Origin of the sequence: Pseudoalteromonas sp. OANN1 (assembly GCF_024124685.1) — a bacterium.
Classification (GTDB): Bacteria; Pseudomonadota; Gammaproteobacteria; order Enterobacterales; family Alteromonadaceae; genus Pseudoalteromonas; species Pseudoalteromonas piscicida.
Genome location: NZ_JAMXSE010000007.1, coordinates 44,292 through 62,441, shown reverse-complemented (window position 1 = coordinate 62,441; position 18,150 = coordinate 44,292). Strand labels below are relative to the sequence as shown.

Here is an 18,150-nt window from a genome sequence, read left to right as displayed (position 1 = left end):
AACCCCCGGTTATAACACCAGTTTCCCTTTTAGTTGTTGTTCTTCTGTGACTACAAACTCCACCGCACCGCGCGCTAGATTAATCACCGTATCGTCATTGGATTCATTCACAGCTCGGCACCATGCGCCTGAATAGTGATCGTTGAAGCCAAAAATTCCCCACACCATTCGGTAGGATGAAAAGCCGACATTTTGGTCAGCACTGTAAATCAAATCTGGGGCACAGTAAGCTTGGATAAGCCAATCGCTATCGTGCTTGTTTTGCTCGTAAAAGTTCAGCCATTCTTCTCTCGGAGTAGTACATCCGACCAATACATCTTTGCCTTGCATCGACTGAGATTTTTTGAATACCAACGACTGCTGGTTTTGTTTGATATATTCTTCGGTAAGTAATGAAATACCATCTCGATGTATCGCTTTGCTGTTTAGCTTGGTAGACCAAGGAATGTGCTCTTCTATCAAAGAGAGCTCAGTATTGGTTAATACTTTCTTAGATTTTGGCTCATGGGCTAGCGAGAAAAGCAATTTGTTCGCTAACAAATTTAGTGCTTCGTTGTCCGGCACGTATAATTTGCGCTTTTCCGAGTATGCTTGCAGCTTAGCGACAAAGCTAATGGGTAGCTCATCTCCTTTAACAACGGGTAGCAAAAGTGTATCCATGATTTCACCGTCGATAGCCATATTACCGTCAGTACGCCATTCAATTTTATCTAGCTCATTGAAAATAAATAACTTACCCTCAGGGTAGATATCTGGCTTGGTGGTCATTACTAGTGTATTGAGGTGTTGATGTACTAGCGCTAGATTGGTAGTGGCAGTATCGGGCAAGAAGATAAACATGTTGCCTTTAGCATCGTTGCCTTTTAGGCGTACTATGGATTGCCAAACAGCTTTAAAGGTGTTTTCAGAGATCTTACGATATTTATGATTCCAGTCTTTGACGACATCAACTTGGTTTAATGCTGCTTGAATCTCAGGATACAGCCAATCAGACCACCAACCACCCAAAGAAGAGCCAATATTGATTTCTACCAACTTTAGAGCTTTGTTAGTCATGATTGCATCGTAGCGGCACATGATGTCTTCGCTATTAATAGCACACTTGGTATAGCGAGCTAAGGCCATTTCAGAGATGTTCAGATAATCGCACAACCATAGTGGCTCATGCCGAGCAAAATAGTTTAGAAGCTTGATTAACACGGCGGGCATATTATCTACCACTCTAGAGAAAGTGCGGACAGTGTTATCATTGATGATCACGGGCCAAGGGCTGACGTTATAGATAAAATCAGCCATAAAGTCAGAAATGCTGCTATTGGCTTCGTCAAACGATAATGAAGCCATAGTCTGATCGGCCGCTAATAGATCTGCTAGTTCAGCGAACAATTCAGAATAAAATGCATTGTTGGCTCTAATTTCTTTTGAAATCATCCTTTTACCTTTAAATAAATAGCTTGCTGCTTTTGTTGCTGTTTTTATCCAACACGTCTTTAACCCGAGTTGTGTTGTCAATACGCTCGGCGATATATCGGATAGTGTTATTGTTAAAAAATTCTTCGTACCCCAAGTTCACTTCGAACTGTTCATGCAAAATTTGCATTAACTGAGTGACCAATAGGGAATGTCCACCGAGTTCAAAGAAGTTGGTGGTCACACCAATGTTTTTTACATCTAGTGCCAGAAGTTCAGCCCAAATTGCTGCCACTTTCGTCTCTGACTCGGTTTCGGCTGCTACGTAATTCAGCTGTTGCTGCTTAAGATCGGGTATCGGTAATGCTTGGCGGTCTACCTTCCCATTTGGGCGTAGTGGAAGTTCATCTAATACCATATAAAAAGATGGGGCCATGTAGCTTGGTAACTCGTTGCGCAGCGTCTGTTTCACTGCTTCAATTATTCTTGGCTTGGACAAGCTACAGTCTGTTTCAGCAATCATATACGCGACTAGCTTTTGCTCATTTGGCTCGCCAAATGGGCGTACAACACAGGTTTTAATAAATGGCAGTTGTGCAATGCTGGTGGTCACTTCACCTAACTCGATACGGTAACCTCGAATCTTTATTTGGTCATCGGCCCTACCTAAACAGATAATTTCATCGTTGCTGGTTAATATTCCTAAATCCCCAGTTTTGTACACTCTGCCTATCGTTGATAACGCAAAAGCGGCGTTAGCGTCTTCTGCACTTATGTAACCGTTGGCAAGTGCGGCACCGGCTACCGCAATTTCTCCAATCACATTGCGTGGTAGAGGTTCACCATCAAGGCCAATGGTGAAAATGGCAGTGTTGCTGATAGCTTTACCGACAGGTACCCAATCGTTGTAATCGTTGTTACTACTCACTTCTTTAAATGACACATCGGACATGGTTTCTGTAGAGCCATAAAGGTTGAATAGTCGTGTATTAGGGAAGCGTTCTAACACTTCGTCGGCATGGATCTGTAACAGTGGTTCGCCACTGACGCACCAGTGGGTAAGCATCAATTGCTCTGTTTGAGACTTGGACAAATCGGACAAGGCTTTCATTAGCGATGGGGCGGTAACGATACGAGAAATGTGATTAGTCACCATCCACTGCCAAAGTTTAGATACGTTTTTAACAGTTTCACGCTCGCACAGTACCAAGTGGCCGCCACCACAAAGTGGTACTAGAAGCTCCCAAACACCGCGAATGAAGGCCATTGAGGTGACATGAGCGCATCGTTCTCCAAGTTCTAATGGATAATCTTTAACCATCCACTCAATTCGATTGAAAGTGGCGTGATAGGTACCTGCTACTCCTTTTGGATTCCCGGTAGAGCCTGAGGTGAAAATGATATGTGCGATGCTGTTGGCAGTAACCTCTGCGGTCGCTACAGGCTTAGCATGCCGCATTTCCATTTGAGTTTGTGCGTCATCTAAAAGCAACACCTGGCATTGTTGAGATGGATTTAGGCCTTGCTTGATACTTATACTATCGCTAATTAGCATTGTAGCGGCTGAGTCATCAAGCATGAACTGTAAACGATTAATCGGCAGCTCTTGACTTAGAGGTACATAAGCACAGCCTAATTTGAGCACAGCTAAAATTGCGATGATACGGCGTTCGTCACGATTGCAGTAAATGGCGGCAGCTTGTCCTGCTTTGAGGCCTCGAGTGGCAAAGCAAGCGGCCATTTGTTCGACTTGAGTGACTAGCTCAGCATAGTTTAAGGTGCTGTTACCAAATGATAGGGCTGCATGCTCACCATGATTTTCAGCATGATGTCTAATCAAGTGATAAAATTGGTAATGTTCGGGAGTACTTACTTCAACTGCAACTTCATCCCAGCTGCGGCTGTTCTGCCAAGTATGTGTCAAGACAGGCTTCAATGGGTTGGTGCATAGTTGACGAATTAAGAACTCAAACTCTTGAGAATAAAACTCAATGGTTTGATTATCAAATAAGGCTCTATTATATGACCAAGTTAAGGAAATCCCCTCATTGACATTACCTTTTATGTACAAAGTAATGTCATATTTATTGGTCATTTCATCGGCTTGTTCGGTGATAAAGCTACATTCACGCAGTTTCAGGTCAACTTGCTCAGTATTGTCATAGTTTATAAATAGTTGAAATATAGGTGATTGGTGAATGTTACGTGCAGGGTTGATTTTCTCGACCAGTAATTCAAAAGGCAGATCTGAGTAATCACCACTGGTTAAGTGTTGTTCTCGAGTGCGCTTGAGCATTTCGTACCAACTCGGGTTATCGCTAAACTCACTGCGAAATACCTGGGTATTAAGGAACAAGCCAATTAGATCTGCTGTTTGTGGTTGTTCCCTGCCAGCTACAGGAGCACCCATAACAACATCGGGTTCTCTACTAACACGGCCGACAAGTAATGCAAATGCAGCCTGCAAGTACATAAATACCGTTGTGTTTGTCTCTTGCAATTGTGCTTTGATCGACTCACATAAGGTGATGTCAAGATGCTGTTCAGTTAGGCCGCCGATGGCAGAACTAGAACCACGTTTATTATCAAGTGGAAGACTGTGCGTAGAAGGAGCGTTGTTTAATAGATCGCTCCAGTAGTTTAAAGCTTGCGATAAATAGTCACCAGCAAAGCGCTGCTGTTGCCATCGAGTCCAATCAATATACTGCACGTGCAATTGAGGAAGTGCTGCTTTGTCATGGCTACTAATCGCATCATAATGAGCCATGAACTCTCGCATTAAAATAGCCACTGACCAGCCGTCGGCAATGAGGTGATGGATGTTAAACAGCAATACTGATTCGGGATTATCACCCTGAGTAAGTTGAATGTGATCTATCCGGATCAATTGTTCATTTGCAATATCAAATTGATATGCCTGATGCGCGCTTTTCTGTTCGAGTAATGCTTTAATTTGCTCCAAACCCGAGAGACAGCTCAGATCATGCTGTTTGATGCAGATATCTACAGTATCCACCAGACTAACTTTTGGTTGTCCGTTGATCATCACGAAGCGACTCCGGAGTGACTCGTGGCGCTCTACAATACACTTAAATGCTAACTCTGCCTGTGCGACATTGAAGCAACCCCGGACTCTAAGGGCTGTGGCCATATTGAACTCGGAGCCTGAGTTCTCTAATTGGCTGAGAAACCAAATACGGCGTTGTGCAAAAGACAGAGGGTAATATTTATCATTGCGTTCGCTGGCTACCAACGGATTCACTTCAAGTTGCTGTTGTTGATGGCCAAGGAAATTAGCAAGTTGTTGGATTGTGGGGTGCTCAAAAAGATCTTTTACACTACATGGTACTAACAATTGGCTACGGATATCGCCGCAAATTCTAACTGCAAGTAGCGAATGGCCTCCTAGCTCGAAGAAGTTGTCAGTGACACCGAATGAAACGCTGTGTTCTGGTAAGCGCTGCAGCCAAATATGCAATAGGCTTTGCTCTAGCTTGGTTTGTGGTGCTACTACCTTTTGTAGATCTAGAGTGAACTGATGCTTCTCTAGTTTTTTCTTGTCTATTTTACCATTGGGCGTCAACGGTAATGTTTCAACAACGACCAGCTGAGAAGGTCGCATGTGCTCGGGCAGTTCGCTTGCTATTCTCGCTTTGAGTGTATCGAGCTGTTCGAGTTCATTTAACTTAGCTTGCTTCTCAAATACTACAAAAGCCACTAAACGGCGGTCTTGCTCATCTCCGACAGCTAGAGCGCAGACATCCTTAACACCGTTAATTTTTATGGTCTTTTCAACCTCCCCTAGTTCTATGCGAAAGCCTCGAATCTTGACTTGATCATCCATGCGACCCAAATAGGCTAAGTCACCTTGTTTTGAGCAATAGCTTACTAAGTCGCCTGTACGGTAGAGCAGACCTTCACCAAACGGGTTAGGGATAAATCGTTCGGCAGTCATCTCAGCCTTATTTAGATAACCTTTTGCTACGCCATCACCACCAAGACACAATTCACCTGCGGCACCAAAAGGTAGCAGGTGACCGCTTTGTGACATTACATAAGCTTGGGAGTTATTAATTACGTGACCAATTGGAGGTATGCCATCAAGTGGCTCGGTAAATTCTGCACATGTAGAATAGGTTGTGTCTTCTGAAGGGCCATAGAGGTTACATAATCTATCTACACCTGCTGCTAAAACTTGATTAACTAAGCTTGCCTTAAGCGCTTCACCCGCTAAATTTACGACTTTAGTCGATGAGGGAAGTGCCTGTTGCTCTATTAGAAGACGCATTGCAGATGGCACAGTATTGATTAGAGTGACTTCCTGATGCTGGGTCAATAGTGACATTATATTGTCTACCAACACACATTGATGGCCGAAACACAGCGGCAGGAATAGCTCGAATACTGACAAATCAAAGCTAATAGAAGTACTTGCTAAAGTTTTGGCTAACTCTTCATCACTGTAGTAGTCGTCAGCCCAGTGCAACATTGCGACAGCATTCTGATGGCAGATTTGTACACCTTTAGGTTTGCCTGTTGAGCCTGATGTATAGATAAGATAAGCAATGGAATTGGCTTGAGCCAACCCTTGGGGATTTTGCAAGTCATGGGAAAGACTGCCAAACACTAAGTCTAAATCCAGAATTTGTTCAACATCAAGGTCGTGACAAATGTCTTGTTGCCCAAGCAATAACCTGATGCCACTATCTTCGACGATGTAATTCCTGCGTGCCAAAGGGTATTCTGGATCTATGGGAACATAGGCTGCTCCCACTTTGAGGATACCAAGCATTGCCGCGATCATTGATATATCACGTCGGCTTGAAATTCCAACACGCTCGTGAGGGGCTACTTTTTGCTCGAGTAACTTATAGGCAATAATGTTAGCCATATTATTGAGCTGTCGGTATGACCAACTCCCACTGTCGCAAAGCACTGCTATAGATTCAGGTTTTAGCTTAGCTTGCTGTTCAAATAGAGAAGTCAGAGTCGCGCTTTTTGGATAAGACAACGCATTATCATTGAGAGTATGCACCAAGAACTCTTGCTCCTGATTACTCAGTACCTGCAAATCAGCCATGTTATCGGTATTGTTTTCTGCTAGTTGCATCAATACGCGAGCTAGCTGGTCACACAGGTTTTCGATCCATTCTGCATCGTACAAGTTGCTGTCGTAGCGCCAATCAAAGGTAAGTTCATCTCCAGATAATTGCGCATCAATTTCAATCTCGAACTTGCAATATTGCACCGGTATGTCTAGTCGCTTAGCACCCAAGCGTTCAACAAAAGCCTGTTCTGCGCTTGCATCATTGAGAGTGAACATAATCTGAAATACAGGGGTATAAGCTTTATTGCGTGGTATATCGCATGCGTCGATAATGGTATCAAAAGGTACCGATTGATGTTCAAAGGCAGTTAAGTCTATCTGACGGACATGGGCGAAGTAGTCTTGAATGCTAGTGCAAGCTGTATTTACTCTAAGGGCCAGAGTATTCACACAGAAGCCGATCATAGATTGTATTTCGGTCAGGTTACGGTTAGTCGCGGCAGTTCCTATGACAATGTCTTCGCAACCACTATTGCGTGATAACACTAATGCAATAGCTGCATGAAGTAGATTAAAGAGTGTCAGCTTATGGTGGCTGGCTGTGGAATACAGAGCGTTAAGCTGAGTTTTATCAACTTTCATGTGTACGCTATTACAAATACGGTCCGTCGACGCGTGATGTTGCTTGATAGGTAAACTGTGACGCAAAGGTGCATCGCTTAGTTGCTTTTTCCAAAAATCAATTTCTTTTTGTAAATTAGTGCCTTGAAGCATTTTTTCTTGCCACAACGCATAATCCGCATATTGCACTGTTAGTTCAGGCAGTGCGGCTACGTTGTTTTTGTACAATGCTATTAATTCATCAAGGAATATCCCTACAGACCATCCGTCGAAAGCAATATGATGGACATTGAATAGTAATACACCTTCATTATTCGACAGTGATAACCATGCTGCGCGAATGGGTAACTGACTTTGCAGGTCAAAGTCTTGCTCGCAGAAATTACGGATCTGTGTTTCAACCGTTTGCCCTGTTACGGCGTGTCCTGTCATATCCACGATTTCTACCAGTAATTCATCGACACTTAACAGTTGCTGATATACTTCTTCGCTCTGCTCGACGTAGCATGTACGTAACACATGGTGACGGGTAATTATCTTATGCAATGCTTGTTGCAGTGCTTGAATGTCCAGCCCGCTAGTAATGTGCAAGGCAAACGGCATATGATAGTCTCGAGAATGTCCCTGCACCCTGTCTATCAGCCAAAGGCGCCGTTGAGTAGCTGAGAGTGGAATCTGCTCTGGATGTGATAAGGAACCAATTTGTGGCTCCATACTTTGCTTGTCTTGACAGCCGCGGATCGTATTGGCTAAATCTCTTAGTGATATCGCTTCAAAGACATGCCGAATAGATAAACTAACATCAAACGAGCATTTCAGTGCAGCGGTTAATTTAACGGCTGATAGTGAATGTCCACCTAGCTCGAAAAATGAGTAGTCCATACTAATTAAAGTTCCGTCAAGCTGAAGTATCTGAGCGGTCAGGCTGGCTATAGCTCGTTCCATATCATTACTCGGTTTGACCACAACTCGATTGTCTTCAGTATCACTCAATGCCCGGAGCATCTTTTTATTGACTTTTCCGTTAGGTGTTAGAGGTAATTCGTCAATAAAAACAAAACGGGCTGGAACCATAAAGGACGGTAAGAGCTTTTGCGCATTTTGTTTGAGGCTCTGCATAATGGATTTATCACCAACCACAAACGCCAATAAGTTTTCACCAATGACTAGTACCACTGCATCTTGAACGTCAGGATGATTAGACAATACGTGTTCTATTTCGCCTAATTCAATGCGGAAACCACGTAACTTTACCTGATCGTCGGTGCGTCCGATGTAAGTTAAAGTACCGTCATTTTGGTAGCGAACTAGATCTCCGGTTCGGTAAACGGGACCACGGGCAAAAGGGAGCTCGATAAAGCGCTCTTTGGTTAGATCTGGGCGATTGAGGTAACCAGCAGAAATTCCATCACCTGCAAGGTACAACTCACCAATGTAGCCATGAGGTAGAAGTTTGCCTGAAGGAGACAATACATAGGCCTGGGTATTTGCCAGTGGTTTACCAATATCAGGCTGGCGTTCAAGTTTCTTATCAAAACGAGACCAAGTAGAATAAGTCGTGTCTTCTGATGGTCCATAGAGGTTGTACACTGTGTTACAAGATGTCTCTAACAAAGCATTTACAACACTTGCTGAAAGAGGTTCGCCGGCAAGGTTTACAGTATTGACTGACGGAGGAATTGCATTATGTTGCAATAAGGACTTTGCTGCAGAAGGAACTGTATTGAGTAGGGTAATATCTAACTCAGATTCAATTAGTGCTAAAGCATCTTCAACAAGTACTACGGTGGTACCAAACGCCAGCGGTACGAATAACTCGAACATAGACAAGTCAAAGTTTAGAGATGTGCAGGCTAACACCCGACGTAACTGTTGGTTAGAATATTCTGACCTTGCCCAATGTAATAGAGATAGTAGGTTACGTTGGCGTATCATCACGCCTTTAGGGTTACCTGTAGAGCCTGAGGTATAGATGCAATAGGCTAAACTCTCAGCAGAAACAGGCATTTCAACAGAACTAACAGCAGAATTGTTAGTTTCATCCAGCAGTTGGTCGACAGTAATCGTAGCGACCCCTTTAAGCTTTCTATTACAACTGCTGTGAGACAAGACTAGCTCTATACCACTATTCTCAATGATGTATTGGATTCTGGACTCTGGGTAGTTGGGATCAAGCGCAATGAATGTCAGCCCTGCTTTTAATGACCCCAGTAAAGATATGAGCATCACGGCGCGGCGTGGGCAATGAATACCTACGAACGAACCTGGTTGCAAGCCTCGGTCAATTAACTTGTGGGCAACTTGATTTGATAAGTGATCCAGTTGTCCATAGGTAAGCTGGATATCAGCATCTATTGCTAGAGCATCTGGCTGTAATTGAGCTTGTTTGACAAACAGTTGATGCGGTAACAGGGAACTAGAGTAGGGAAGATGCTCACCTTCTGTGTTGGCTAGCACTCGAGCCCGTTCCTTGGCTGACAAGATTTTGTATTCTTGAATAACTTTATTGTCTTTGCATTGTAGCTGATCCAGCAAATAGTCCAGCCGTTGTATCATGTTGTGAACATCTTGTTCGCTGAAAAACGCTAAATTGTGATCGATCTGTAATTGAACGCCCTGACCCTCACCATACTCCCACACTGTCATCATCACTGGAGTTTGCTCGTGATTGTGACTGAGGTAAACTAAGTTTGCTGGTTGGCCATCGATATCTAAGTCACTATCTAGCTTAAGGTAGTTATAACCAACCTCAAATAATGCGCGCTGCTCGGCACCTCCGAGTATATCGCGGCGCATATCGCCGACCCCAAATCGCTGATGGCGGAAATTTTGTCGCATTCTTCCAGCAACCTGTTCACATAATTGCTTGAGAGTTTGGTCGGTCGCCATGTTCAAGCGGACTGGAATTACGCTTAGAAACGCGCCCAAAGTTACTTTGTCGCGTTTATCTTTGCGGTTATGTACAGGTGTACCTAACACCAGCTCAGGTAGCTCATGGGCCAGTGCAAAATATAGGGCTATCCAAACCTGATATAGCTGAGCAACACCGACACCTAATTCAGTGGCCCGATGTTGCATGTGTTTGTGTCGGGCGGCACTAATAGGCAAAATTTGCCTGCGGCTCGGGACTGCTGTGCTTTCAGGAAAATCTTGGTGGTAAAAAGGTGTCAAGAATGGCTCAGGCAAAACATTGAGCTGCTCCTGCCAGTAGGCTTTGTCCTTTTGGTAGCGAGCTGATGATGTGTATTCAGCTTCTTTACTTACTACCTCAAGCCATGGTTTTGATGGCATCTCTGCTTCACTTTTGGCGTAATACTGGCCTAGGCGTTGTGCCCAGTTAGCAAAACCCCAGCCGTCTAGGCAAACGTGGTGAGCCATTCCCACATAGAACCAACGCTCTACACTGAGTTTAATCAGGGTGGCACGGAACAATTCGTTTTCATCCACAGCAAAGGCGTCTTGAAAGTGTGCCTGTAACCATTCGGTGGCAGCAGCTTCAGGGTCTTTGTGATTGGACATGTCTAGCAATGGCAGACTCAAATTGCGTTGCTCACTAATATACTGCTCTACGCCCTGCTCTGAAGTGATAATGCGAATACCGAATGCATCATGATTACTAACAACCTGACGATGGGCCTGACGTAACCTTTCTATATCAATGGTTGGTAAATCTATGTAACCACCAATGTTGTAAAGAGGGCTGTCTGGATAATGCAGCTGATCAAAATAAATATCTTGTTGGACCATTGATAGTGCAAAGGAGTTATCACGCATCATTTAGCTAGTACCTCTGATTGTTCCTTCTGGTTCATGCCGCTGGCTGAAGTACTTGCTGAAAGCCATTGGTCAGAGACCATATTTTCTGTTAACTGACCGTTGTCCATACGCAGTAATTTATCTGCTACAGAGAAGTAGCGATCATCATGGCTGATAATCACAACCGCTTTGCCCAGTGCTTTTAGCTCAGGTAAAATCTCGGTATAGAAGATATGTTTAAAGTCTGGATCTTGATCTGCTGCCCATTCATCAAACAAATACATCTCTTTGTCTTCCAAAAAGGCGATTAGTAGTGCTAGGCGTTTGCGCTGTCCATCGGATAGCTTAGTGGTAGAAAAGAGACCGTTGATAATGGTGACTTTTGTATCGAGCCGGAATTCTTTGAGGTAGCGACGGATACGATCTTCTGTTTCTGGGGTAACCTCAATTAAGAGCTCGTCAAACAGGTGGTAATCTGTGTATATAGCATGAATTTGGTTTCGCAAACTACAGACATAGTCCTTAGTGATTTCTTGTTCATCAATGTAGATTTTGCCTTGGTTAGGCTGATAATGCTGGGTAATGAGTTTGCTCAACGTGGACTTCCCAGAGCCATTTCCGCCGATAATACAAGTGACTTCACCCTTGTTGAGGGTGAAGCTCATTGGGCCAATCGCGAAGCCCTTCTCACCTTGGACATTGCTATAGTGATATTCAATATTTTTGAAATGGATGCTTTGCCATTGTGGAAGTGGCTTGATGTCATCGGCTATGTCTTCTTTAGGGATAGTTGACAGCAACTTTTTGACTTTTCTAAAAGAGACAGAGGCGACTGTTAGACCTGGAATAGAGTTAAGTACGATGGCAATTGGTGTGGTGATATATAAGAGTGCCATGATTATCCCAGCTAGCTCTTGGCGCGGGATATCGTAGTAGTTGACGAAAATAAAGGTGATGCTACCAATGACGAAAAAGCTGAGTAAGTCACCAAGACTTACAGTAGAGCGGGTAACGGTGTAGCCCATACTTTCCGTGCGAACAAGGTCTTTTTCATGCTGAAGCAGCACTCGATTGAGGTAGTTGTTGCGCTTTTCGCTATCAAGTTTGAGTTCTTTCTGACCCGAAATGAGTCCAAGAGTGGCATGCTGTAACTTGTCGTTGATCTCTCTGTTCTTTTCGAAAATACGACGCCCCACCATCATTGGAAACTGATAAATAAAGATCCCGGTGAAAATTGATATGATAACTAGTTTGAAGATGTCCATATTTAGGTACATTAAGAACCCGAGCATACCTATCAGAGTGATTAGGTTGACAAAAACAGCCGGAATTTGTCTTGCGCCTTGGGTGATTCTGGGAACATCTATATTTACTGACGCTATCAGTTTGGCATCACCTATTTTCTCAAGTGAGGACATAGGAGCGCTATTAATTCTTTTATAAAAATCAGTACGTATATCCCTTGCTACTATGGCACCTACATGGAGTAGTACTATCTCTGATAGGCTTCGGGCAAAGAGAATGAGTACACAGGCAATCAAGTAAATAGTTGCCATGTGGTAGTTAGATACTTCAAACGAAAAAAGAGTATTAGTGCTCGTTTGCACTTCAGTAAACATAGGATCTTCTGGAGTTATACTTGCCATCACAAGAGGTATCAACATTGAGTAACTGATACCTGCAAATGCACCCAATGTAATTGATAAAAATACCCTGTGCGGAGCTGCATCAATAAACAAACGAAATAACTTCATTGTAATGACTCCTGAGTAGAAGCTGGGAGAAGCTTAATTAGGTACTTAGTTTTTGTGCTATGTATCCCAATGAACTTGTTTTCAGCAAACATGACGGCTAAATCATCGTAGTGATCATTCGTTAATTTTTCTGACTGGCCAGTTGAGTTGATTAAGTAATGCTGTTGCTCATCTGACATTTGAATAACTTGTCTAAAGCCTGCACCGAAAAAAGTTTCAAACCCTTCATTCTTATCGAAGGTGCTAGTTGTAGCGTGTAAGGCATTAGGTGCTCCACCTGAGCCAAACCTGCGCTCGAATACGTAATCAAACACTCTCATATTGCTGAAGGGGATGTGTTTGTATACTACTTGTTGTGCTTTGCCCCATTGCCAATTTTCAGGGTCATCTCCATAGATCGAAGATAAATCGTTTAGGGCATTGGAGAAGGAAAGCTGTAATACATCATTACAGTTTTCGACGACTTCTGTGGTGATGTCGTCACACCAAACACTTTGCTGGGTTAACAATTCCGCAATCGTTTCTGGTGCCACCAGGCCGGGGAGTTTATTCAGAGAAGCATTATCCCGCTGGTTATTCCAAAAACCTTGCAACTCATCGCCAAAAAGTTGCTTCTTGATGTGATATAGCCAAGCATAATAGATAGTTGAGCCAATACTGTGGTCTTTTGCGTAGCCGTCCCAGCGAATAACTTTTTCTAAAGCAGTTGTTTGTAGTTTCGTTGTGGCGGAGTAGCTCTGCAGCACGTTCAGTAAGGGTAAGGATGATAAGTCTAAAGTATCGACTTGCATTTGCATGGTATCCGACACCGTGATTTTTTGTTGCTCAGTAATAAACTGGCTTAATAGCTGTTCAATTCTTTGTCCTCTTGCCGGGTGGGCAAAGTCATTGGAAATCACGTACGGGTATCCTTTAGGTACGTTAGAATTATTCGCGTTGAACAAGAAACCGGATTCAGGGTTAAATTGTGTTGGCATCTGCTCAAAAGGAATATATCCGTTCCAATTGTCCGTGGCCGTTTTATGAACGGAAAATCGGAAAGGAAGCGTACCATCTCCATAGCTGCGCTTTGGTACTCTACCTACAGCTTTAAAACCTATGTTATTGGCTTTGTCTGCATAGAATAGGTTGAGTGCCGGTGCAATATGGTATTTGGTTGCGTTAAGGAAAGATTGCCAATTGTTTGCTTTATTCAGCCTGAAAAAAGATTCATAAGTGGTATCATTTTCATCGAGTGCTACCCAGCGTAAGCTCATAGTAGATCCTATTTCTGGGACAATATCACTGACAATCGGCCCTAGCTTACTTTCTCTGATACGCACTTCGACAGGTTTTAGTGGGTTTCGCAACTTAGCAGGAAAGTCTGCTTTAACCTTAATTTTCTCTACTCGTTCATCAAATCTATGCCACTGTCCAGCAATTAGATATTGGTTAGGGTCTTCAGGGTGGATTTGGTGCACAACTAGGTCTTGTACGTCAGCCATCATATTTGTGCCACCCCAAGAGATATCTTTATTGCGTCCAAATATCACTACTGGTAGTCCGACTAGGCTCATACCGGTAACTTCTTGTGCAGGAGTTGTTTGTTTAACCGCGTACCAAAGAGAAGGGATTTGCAAGCCTAAATGAGGATCATTAGCCAAAATAGGTGCTCCACTATCGGTGTGCTTTCCTGACACGACCCAGGCATTACTACCGACATTTTTACCACCGATTTTCCAGTATTGTTCCAATAAATCTGTAGGTTCTAATAGTGCACTAAATTCACTTGGTTCTAGTTTGGATTTTTGTTCTTCAGCGGCGAGATTTTGACGTTGATCTTGGGGGAAAAAAACTGCCAATTGGCTTGGAGTTAGATGGCGTAAACCAACTTGCCTTTGTAATTCGTTGCGAAAATTACCAGCGAGGTTTAATGCAAAAACTTTGGACCAAGCAAGTGAGTCCACCACCGACCATGGCTCGGGTTCAATATTAAAGAGTTTGAACTCAAAGGGGAGCGTGTTGTTACTTACATAGCTATTAATGCCATCAGCATAAGCCTGAAGCGAAGACTGTGCGGCTGATGAGAGAATTGGAAATGTTTTTTCAGCTGAACGATATAGCCCGAGGGTTCTCATCCAAGCATCAAGATTAACAGAAGTCTTACCAAAAACTTCAGCTGAACGCCCAGCTGCAATGCGACGCTGAACCTCTAATTGCCACAATCGATCTTTGGCATGAAGGTAGCCCATTGAAAAGTAAAGGTCACTTTCGTTCTTGGCGTTAATGCTTGCGATGCCATATTCATCAAATGCTATGGTTACAGCTTCACTGATACCTTCGCCATAAATCACTTGACCAGACTCAACGTCAGGCGTCTCAAGATACTCGAAGTAAACATAAATGACTGCACTTAATAGAGCGCAAACGCTCAACGCTAAGTTAATAAAAAATTTTTTCATATTTCCATGACCCATTCAAAATGGCGATTTGTTACATTTCAAAATTGAGGTTGGCTATTCAACCTGCCTCAATGAGCACCTGATTAGGTGGGGCATTAGATTCATAATATAAAAGCCTAATTTCTTTCCACGACGCTTACCATGTTGCACTTTTTGTACATTGACGTAGGTTTTTGTGTGGTGATAATGATGCTGTATATCTGATTCCTTTACTTATCTATCAGGGCGATAGTTAAAGCTATTCATGATAAATGAGTCGCCTATGAGTCAAACCAAATAGCGCTATACCTTGTGTTTTTACGTAGGAGGTTTTTGGTTTTAGACTCAGGCCATTAATAATAAAGAAGCTAAGAGAAAATGACGTGGTCGCCATGTATTCTGTCGCGATATTTGGAAGGTTAAAACAGAATGAATATATTTTTTTCCATTTTTTATAGCTATTTGTTCTTGATGCTCTTCTTATAATTCTAGATTTTAGGTTTGCAAAAAGAATAAGAAGATATAGCCTATCTAACAAACTAAATATACGTACCATCATAAATACTTCGCTTCCCCTAGCTGCTATTTGCGAAATAGCACAGTTTATTACTTTTCTTTTCATAACACTTATCTTTAATGTTTCCTGTGTAAAGATAAGCTTACAAATTTCAACTGTCGAATGTTGATTTTGTGTTTTATTTTTATCAACAAAATCACAGATGTTATTTAATGGTAACTCTGTGTAAACATTAGCACGTCTTAAGAGCATCGATCAACCAGAAAAGTTAATAATTTTTTTGTTTTGAAAATAAACATAAAGTAAACATCGTTTACATTTCATTTACAATTTTGGATTGTTTCTATATCTTCATCTTCCCATCTCCAGTCGCTTGATGTTTAGAACTCTTTAACAATAATGTCTTTTAAATAAGTTGAAATACTCAACTTTTAGAAAGTTATTTAATTAGCTCTTGGCTTTACATAGTTGCTAAGTACTTTGTGGTTAGTTGAACTATTCATAGCTTTAGGTAGTGGTGTGGAGAAGATTAGGTAATTTTAAGGACTGTGTTATTAAAAGTAGTCAACTCTTCGTCGAGTTGGGAACGTTCTAATCGAAAAAGTATAACTAGTATTTATTTTAGTATACTTTATTACTGCGAAACGTTTTTGTTCACCAGCGCTTCGACGCTTTTCCGGTAGTAGATTTGTTAATCGCTTATTTATGTGAGAGTCTAAGCTTCAAAGATTTACTTAGGGTGAGAACATACTTTGTTAACGATCTTTAGTCGAAGATAAGTTCAGCCCTGAATTCATCGTCAAAACTGGCTCGAACACACTTGCAACGTATCGAATCTTTAAGGCCTGTGTGTGGTTTTACCAGTTTGCGAACAACCCGTCTGAACAGCGCCATATTCTCCGCTGAAATCGGCTCACTGATCTGGCAAGCGTCTTCCTTAAACACGACATCCAACACCCAATATAGTTGGTTTTCTATGTGCCAATGATGGCGGATCGCTTTTTACAATATCTGTGTATCTGGCTCGACAGAAGTAATATAAAAGTGCGTGTCTATTTTTGTCGTTTTTTTCATTTTTGTGAGAGAGAGAATAAATTTCAGTTACATTATAAATGACTGTAAACAAAATAGTGTTTTTAACTTTGTGAAGCTTTTGTAGCCAATAGAGCGGATACTTTTTTAGTACTAAAGGGTGGATTTATTGGGTTGTTTTAGTTGTATTTTCTTGTTTTTTAAATTTTGAGAAATGATAACGCTGACATAATGTTTACAAGTGTTTAAAAGGTATTCGGGTGACTATTGGTATTCGCAGCTGTGATTAGATAAAGAATCTAGGTATAATTTTCGCTTGGTCGCGATTTTGCCGCTTAAAGCTAAACTGTTGGCAAAACGGTAAGTGTAGAAATCTTAGATAAAAAGTTGAGTGAGTTTATGCAACAAATAGAGGTGGTCGTTATCGGCGCAGGTGCTGCTGGATTGATGTGTGCTGCACAGGCTGGATACCGAGGGCGACAAGTTGCAGTGGTTGATATGGGGAAAAAGCCTGGCCGTAAAATTTTGATCAGTGGTGGTGGCCGCTGTAACTTTACCAACGAAAATGCTTCACCTGCTAACTATCTATGTAAAAATCCACACTTTGTAAAGTCGTGTTTGAGCCGCTATACCCAACATGATTTTATTGAACTGGTAGACCGCCATGGTCTTGCATACCACCACAAAACACTTGGGCAGTTGTTTTGTGACAATAGCGCACAAGACATTGTAGATATTCTTCTTACCGAGTGTGACTGGGCGGGCGTGTCACTCCATTTACGTCAAGAAGTCCTTGCGGTTGAACATCAAGCTGATGGTCGCTACTTAGTCAAAACAACAACTCAAACGTTTAACTGCGAGTCAGTGGTGATCGCCGCAGGTGGCTTAACCATGCCAAAACTTGGCGCAACGCCAATTGGCTACAAAATAGCGGAGCAATTTGGCTTAACTGTATTACCAACCACGGCAGCGCTTGTACCATTTACACTCCATGATCACGACAAAGCCCGCTTTGATGGTTTGTCTGGTATTAGCGTAGATAGCCTAGTGACCAGCGCAAGCGGTATCCAATTTAGAGAAAATATTCTCTTTACTCACAGAGGCTTATCTGGCCCTGCAATTTTGCAGATCAGCTCATTTTGGAAAGCAGGCGAGTTTGTTAGCATCAATTTACTACCTGATCTAGATGTGCAAGCACAACTCCATGACTGGCGCAGTGAACAAGGGCAAAAGAGCTTGAGGAACTTGCTTTCGACCATTTTACCAAAGCGCTTTATTGAAGCCCTAATCAGCGACGGTAGCATCCCAGATAAAAACGCCAACCAACTCAGCCACACTGAGATTGAAAAGCTTACTGAAACTCTCACTAGCTGGAAAATAAAACCAAATGGCACAGAGGGTTATCGCACCGCAGAGGTTACGTTAGGTGGTGTAGATACCGATGAATTAAGCTCAAAAACCTTCGAAGCTAAAAAACAAAAAGGCCTGTACTTTATCGGCGAAGTCACCGATGTCACCGGATGGCTCGGAGGCTATAATTTTCAATATGCATGGAGCTCCGGCTGGGCATGCGGACAGGCTTGTTAGCCCAAA

At 42.6% G+C, this 18,150-nt stretch carries 6 protein-coding genes; 1 reads left to right on the top strand and 5 read right to left on the bottom strand.

Annotation, left to right across the window (positions count from 1 at the left end; genetic code table 11):
* Positions 1 to 9: 9 nt before the first annotated feature.
* The 5 genes from NH462_RS08230 to NH462_RS08210 all read right to left on the bottom strand — a co-directional run bounded on the left by NH462_RS08230 (position 10) and on the right by NH462_RS08210 (position 15,777).
* On the bottom strand, positions 10 to 1,431 hold the full coding sequence (locus tag NH462_RS08230) for a hypothetical protein (protein ID WP_253105355.1): 1,422 nt from the start codon (positions 1,429 to 1,431) through the stop codon (positions 10 to 12).
* A 10-nt stretch (positions 1,432 to 1,441) separates the two neighbouring features.
* Complete coding sequence (locus NH462_RS08225; RefSeq protein WP_253105353.1) at positions 1,442 to 10,855, bottom strand: non-ribosomal peptide synthetase; 9,414 nt, start codon at positions 10,853 to 10,855, stop codon at positions 1,442 to 1,444.
* Complete coding sequence (locus NH462_RS08220; protein ID WP_253105351.1) at positions 10,852 to 12,588, bottom strand: cyclic peptide export ABC transporter; 1,737 nt, start codon at positions 12,586 to 12,588, stop codon at positions 10,852 to 10,854. The genes NH462_RS08225 and NH462_RS08220 overlap by 4 nt, the downstream gene beginning before the upstream one ends.
* Positions 12,585 to 15,029 (bottom strand): penicillin acylase family protein, encoded by a 2,445-nt coding sequence (locus NH462_RS08215; protein WP_253105349.1) that lies wholly within the window; start codon positions 15,027 to 15,029, stop codon positions 12,585 to 12,587. The genes NH462_RS08220 and NH462_RS08215 overlap by 4 nt, the downstream gene beginning before the upstream one ends.
* A 238-nt stretch (positions 15,030 to 15,267) precedes the next feature.
* Positions 15,268 to 15,777, bottom strand: a complete 510-nt coding sequence (locus NH462_RS08210; RefSeq protein WP_253105347.1) for a hypothetical protein — start codon at positions 15,775 to 15,777, stop codon at positions 15,268 to 15,270.
* Positions 15,778 to 16,956: 1,179 nt separating this feature from the next.
* Between NH462_RS08210 and NH462_RS08205 the strand changes: the two genes are divergently transcribed.
* Entirely contained in the window at positions 16,957 to 18,144 is a 1,188-nt protein-coding gene (locus NH462_RS08205) for an NAD(P)/FAD-dependent oxidoreductase (RefSeq protein WP_253105346.1), read from the top strand.
* Positions 18,145 to 18,150 lie beyond the last annotated feature (6 nt).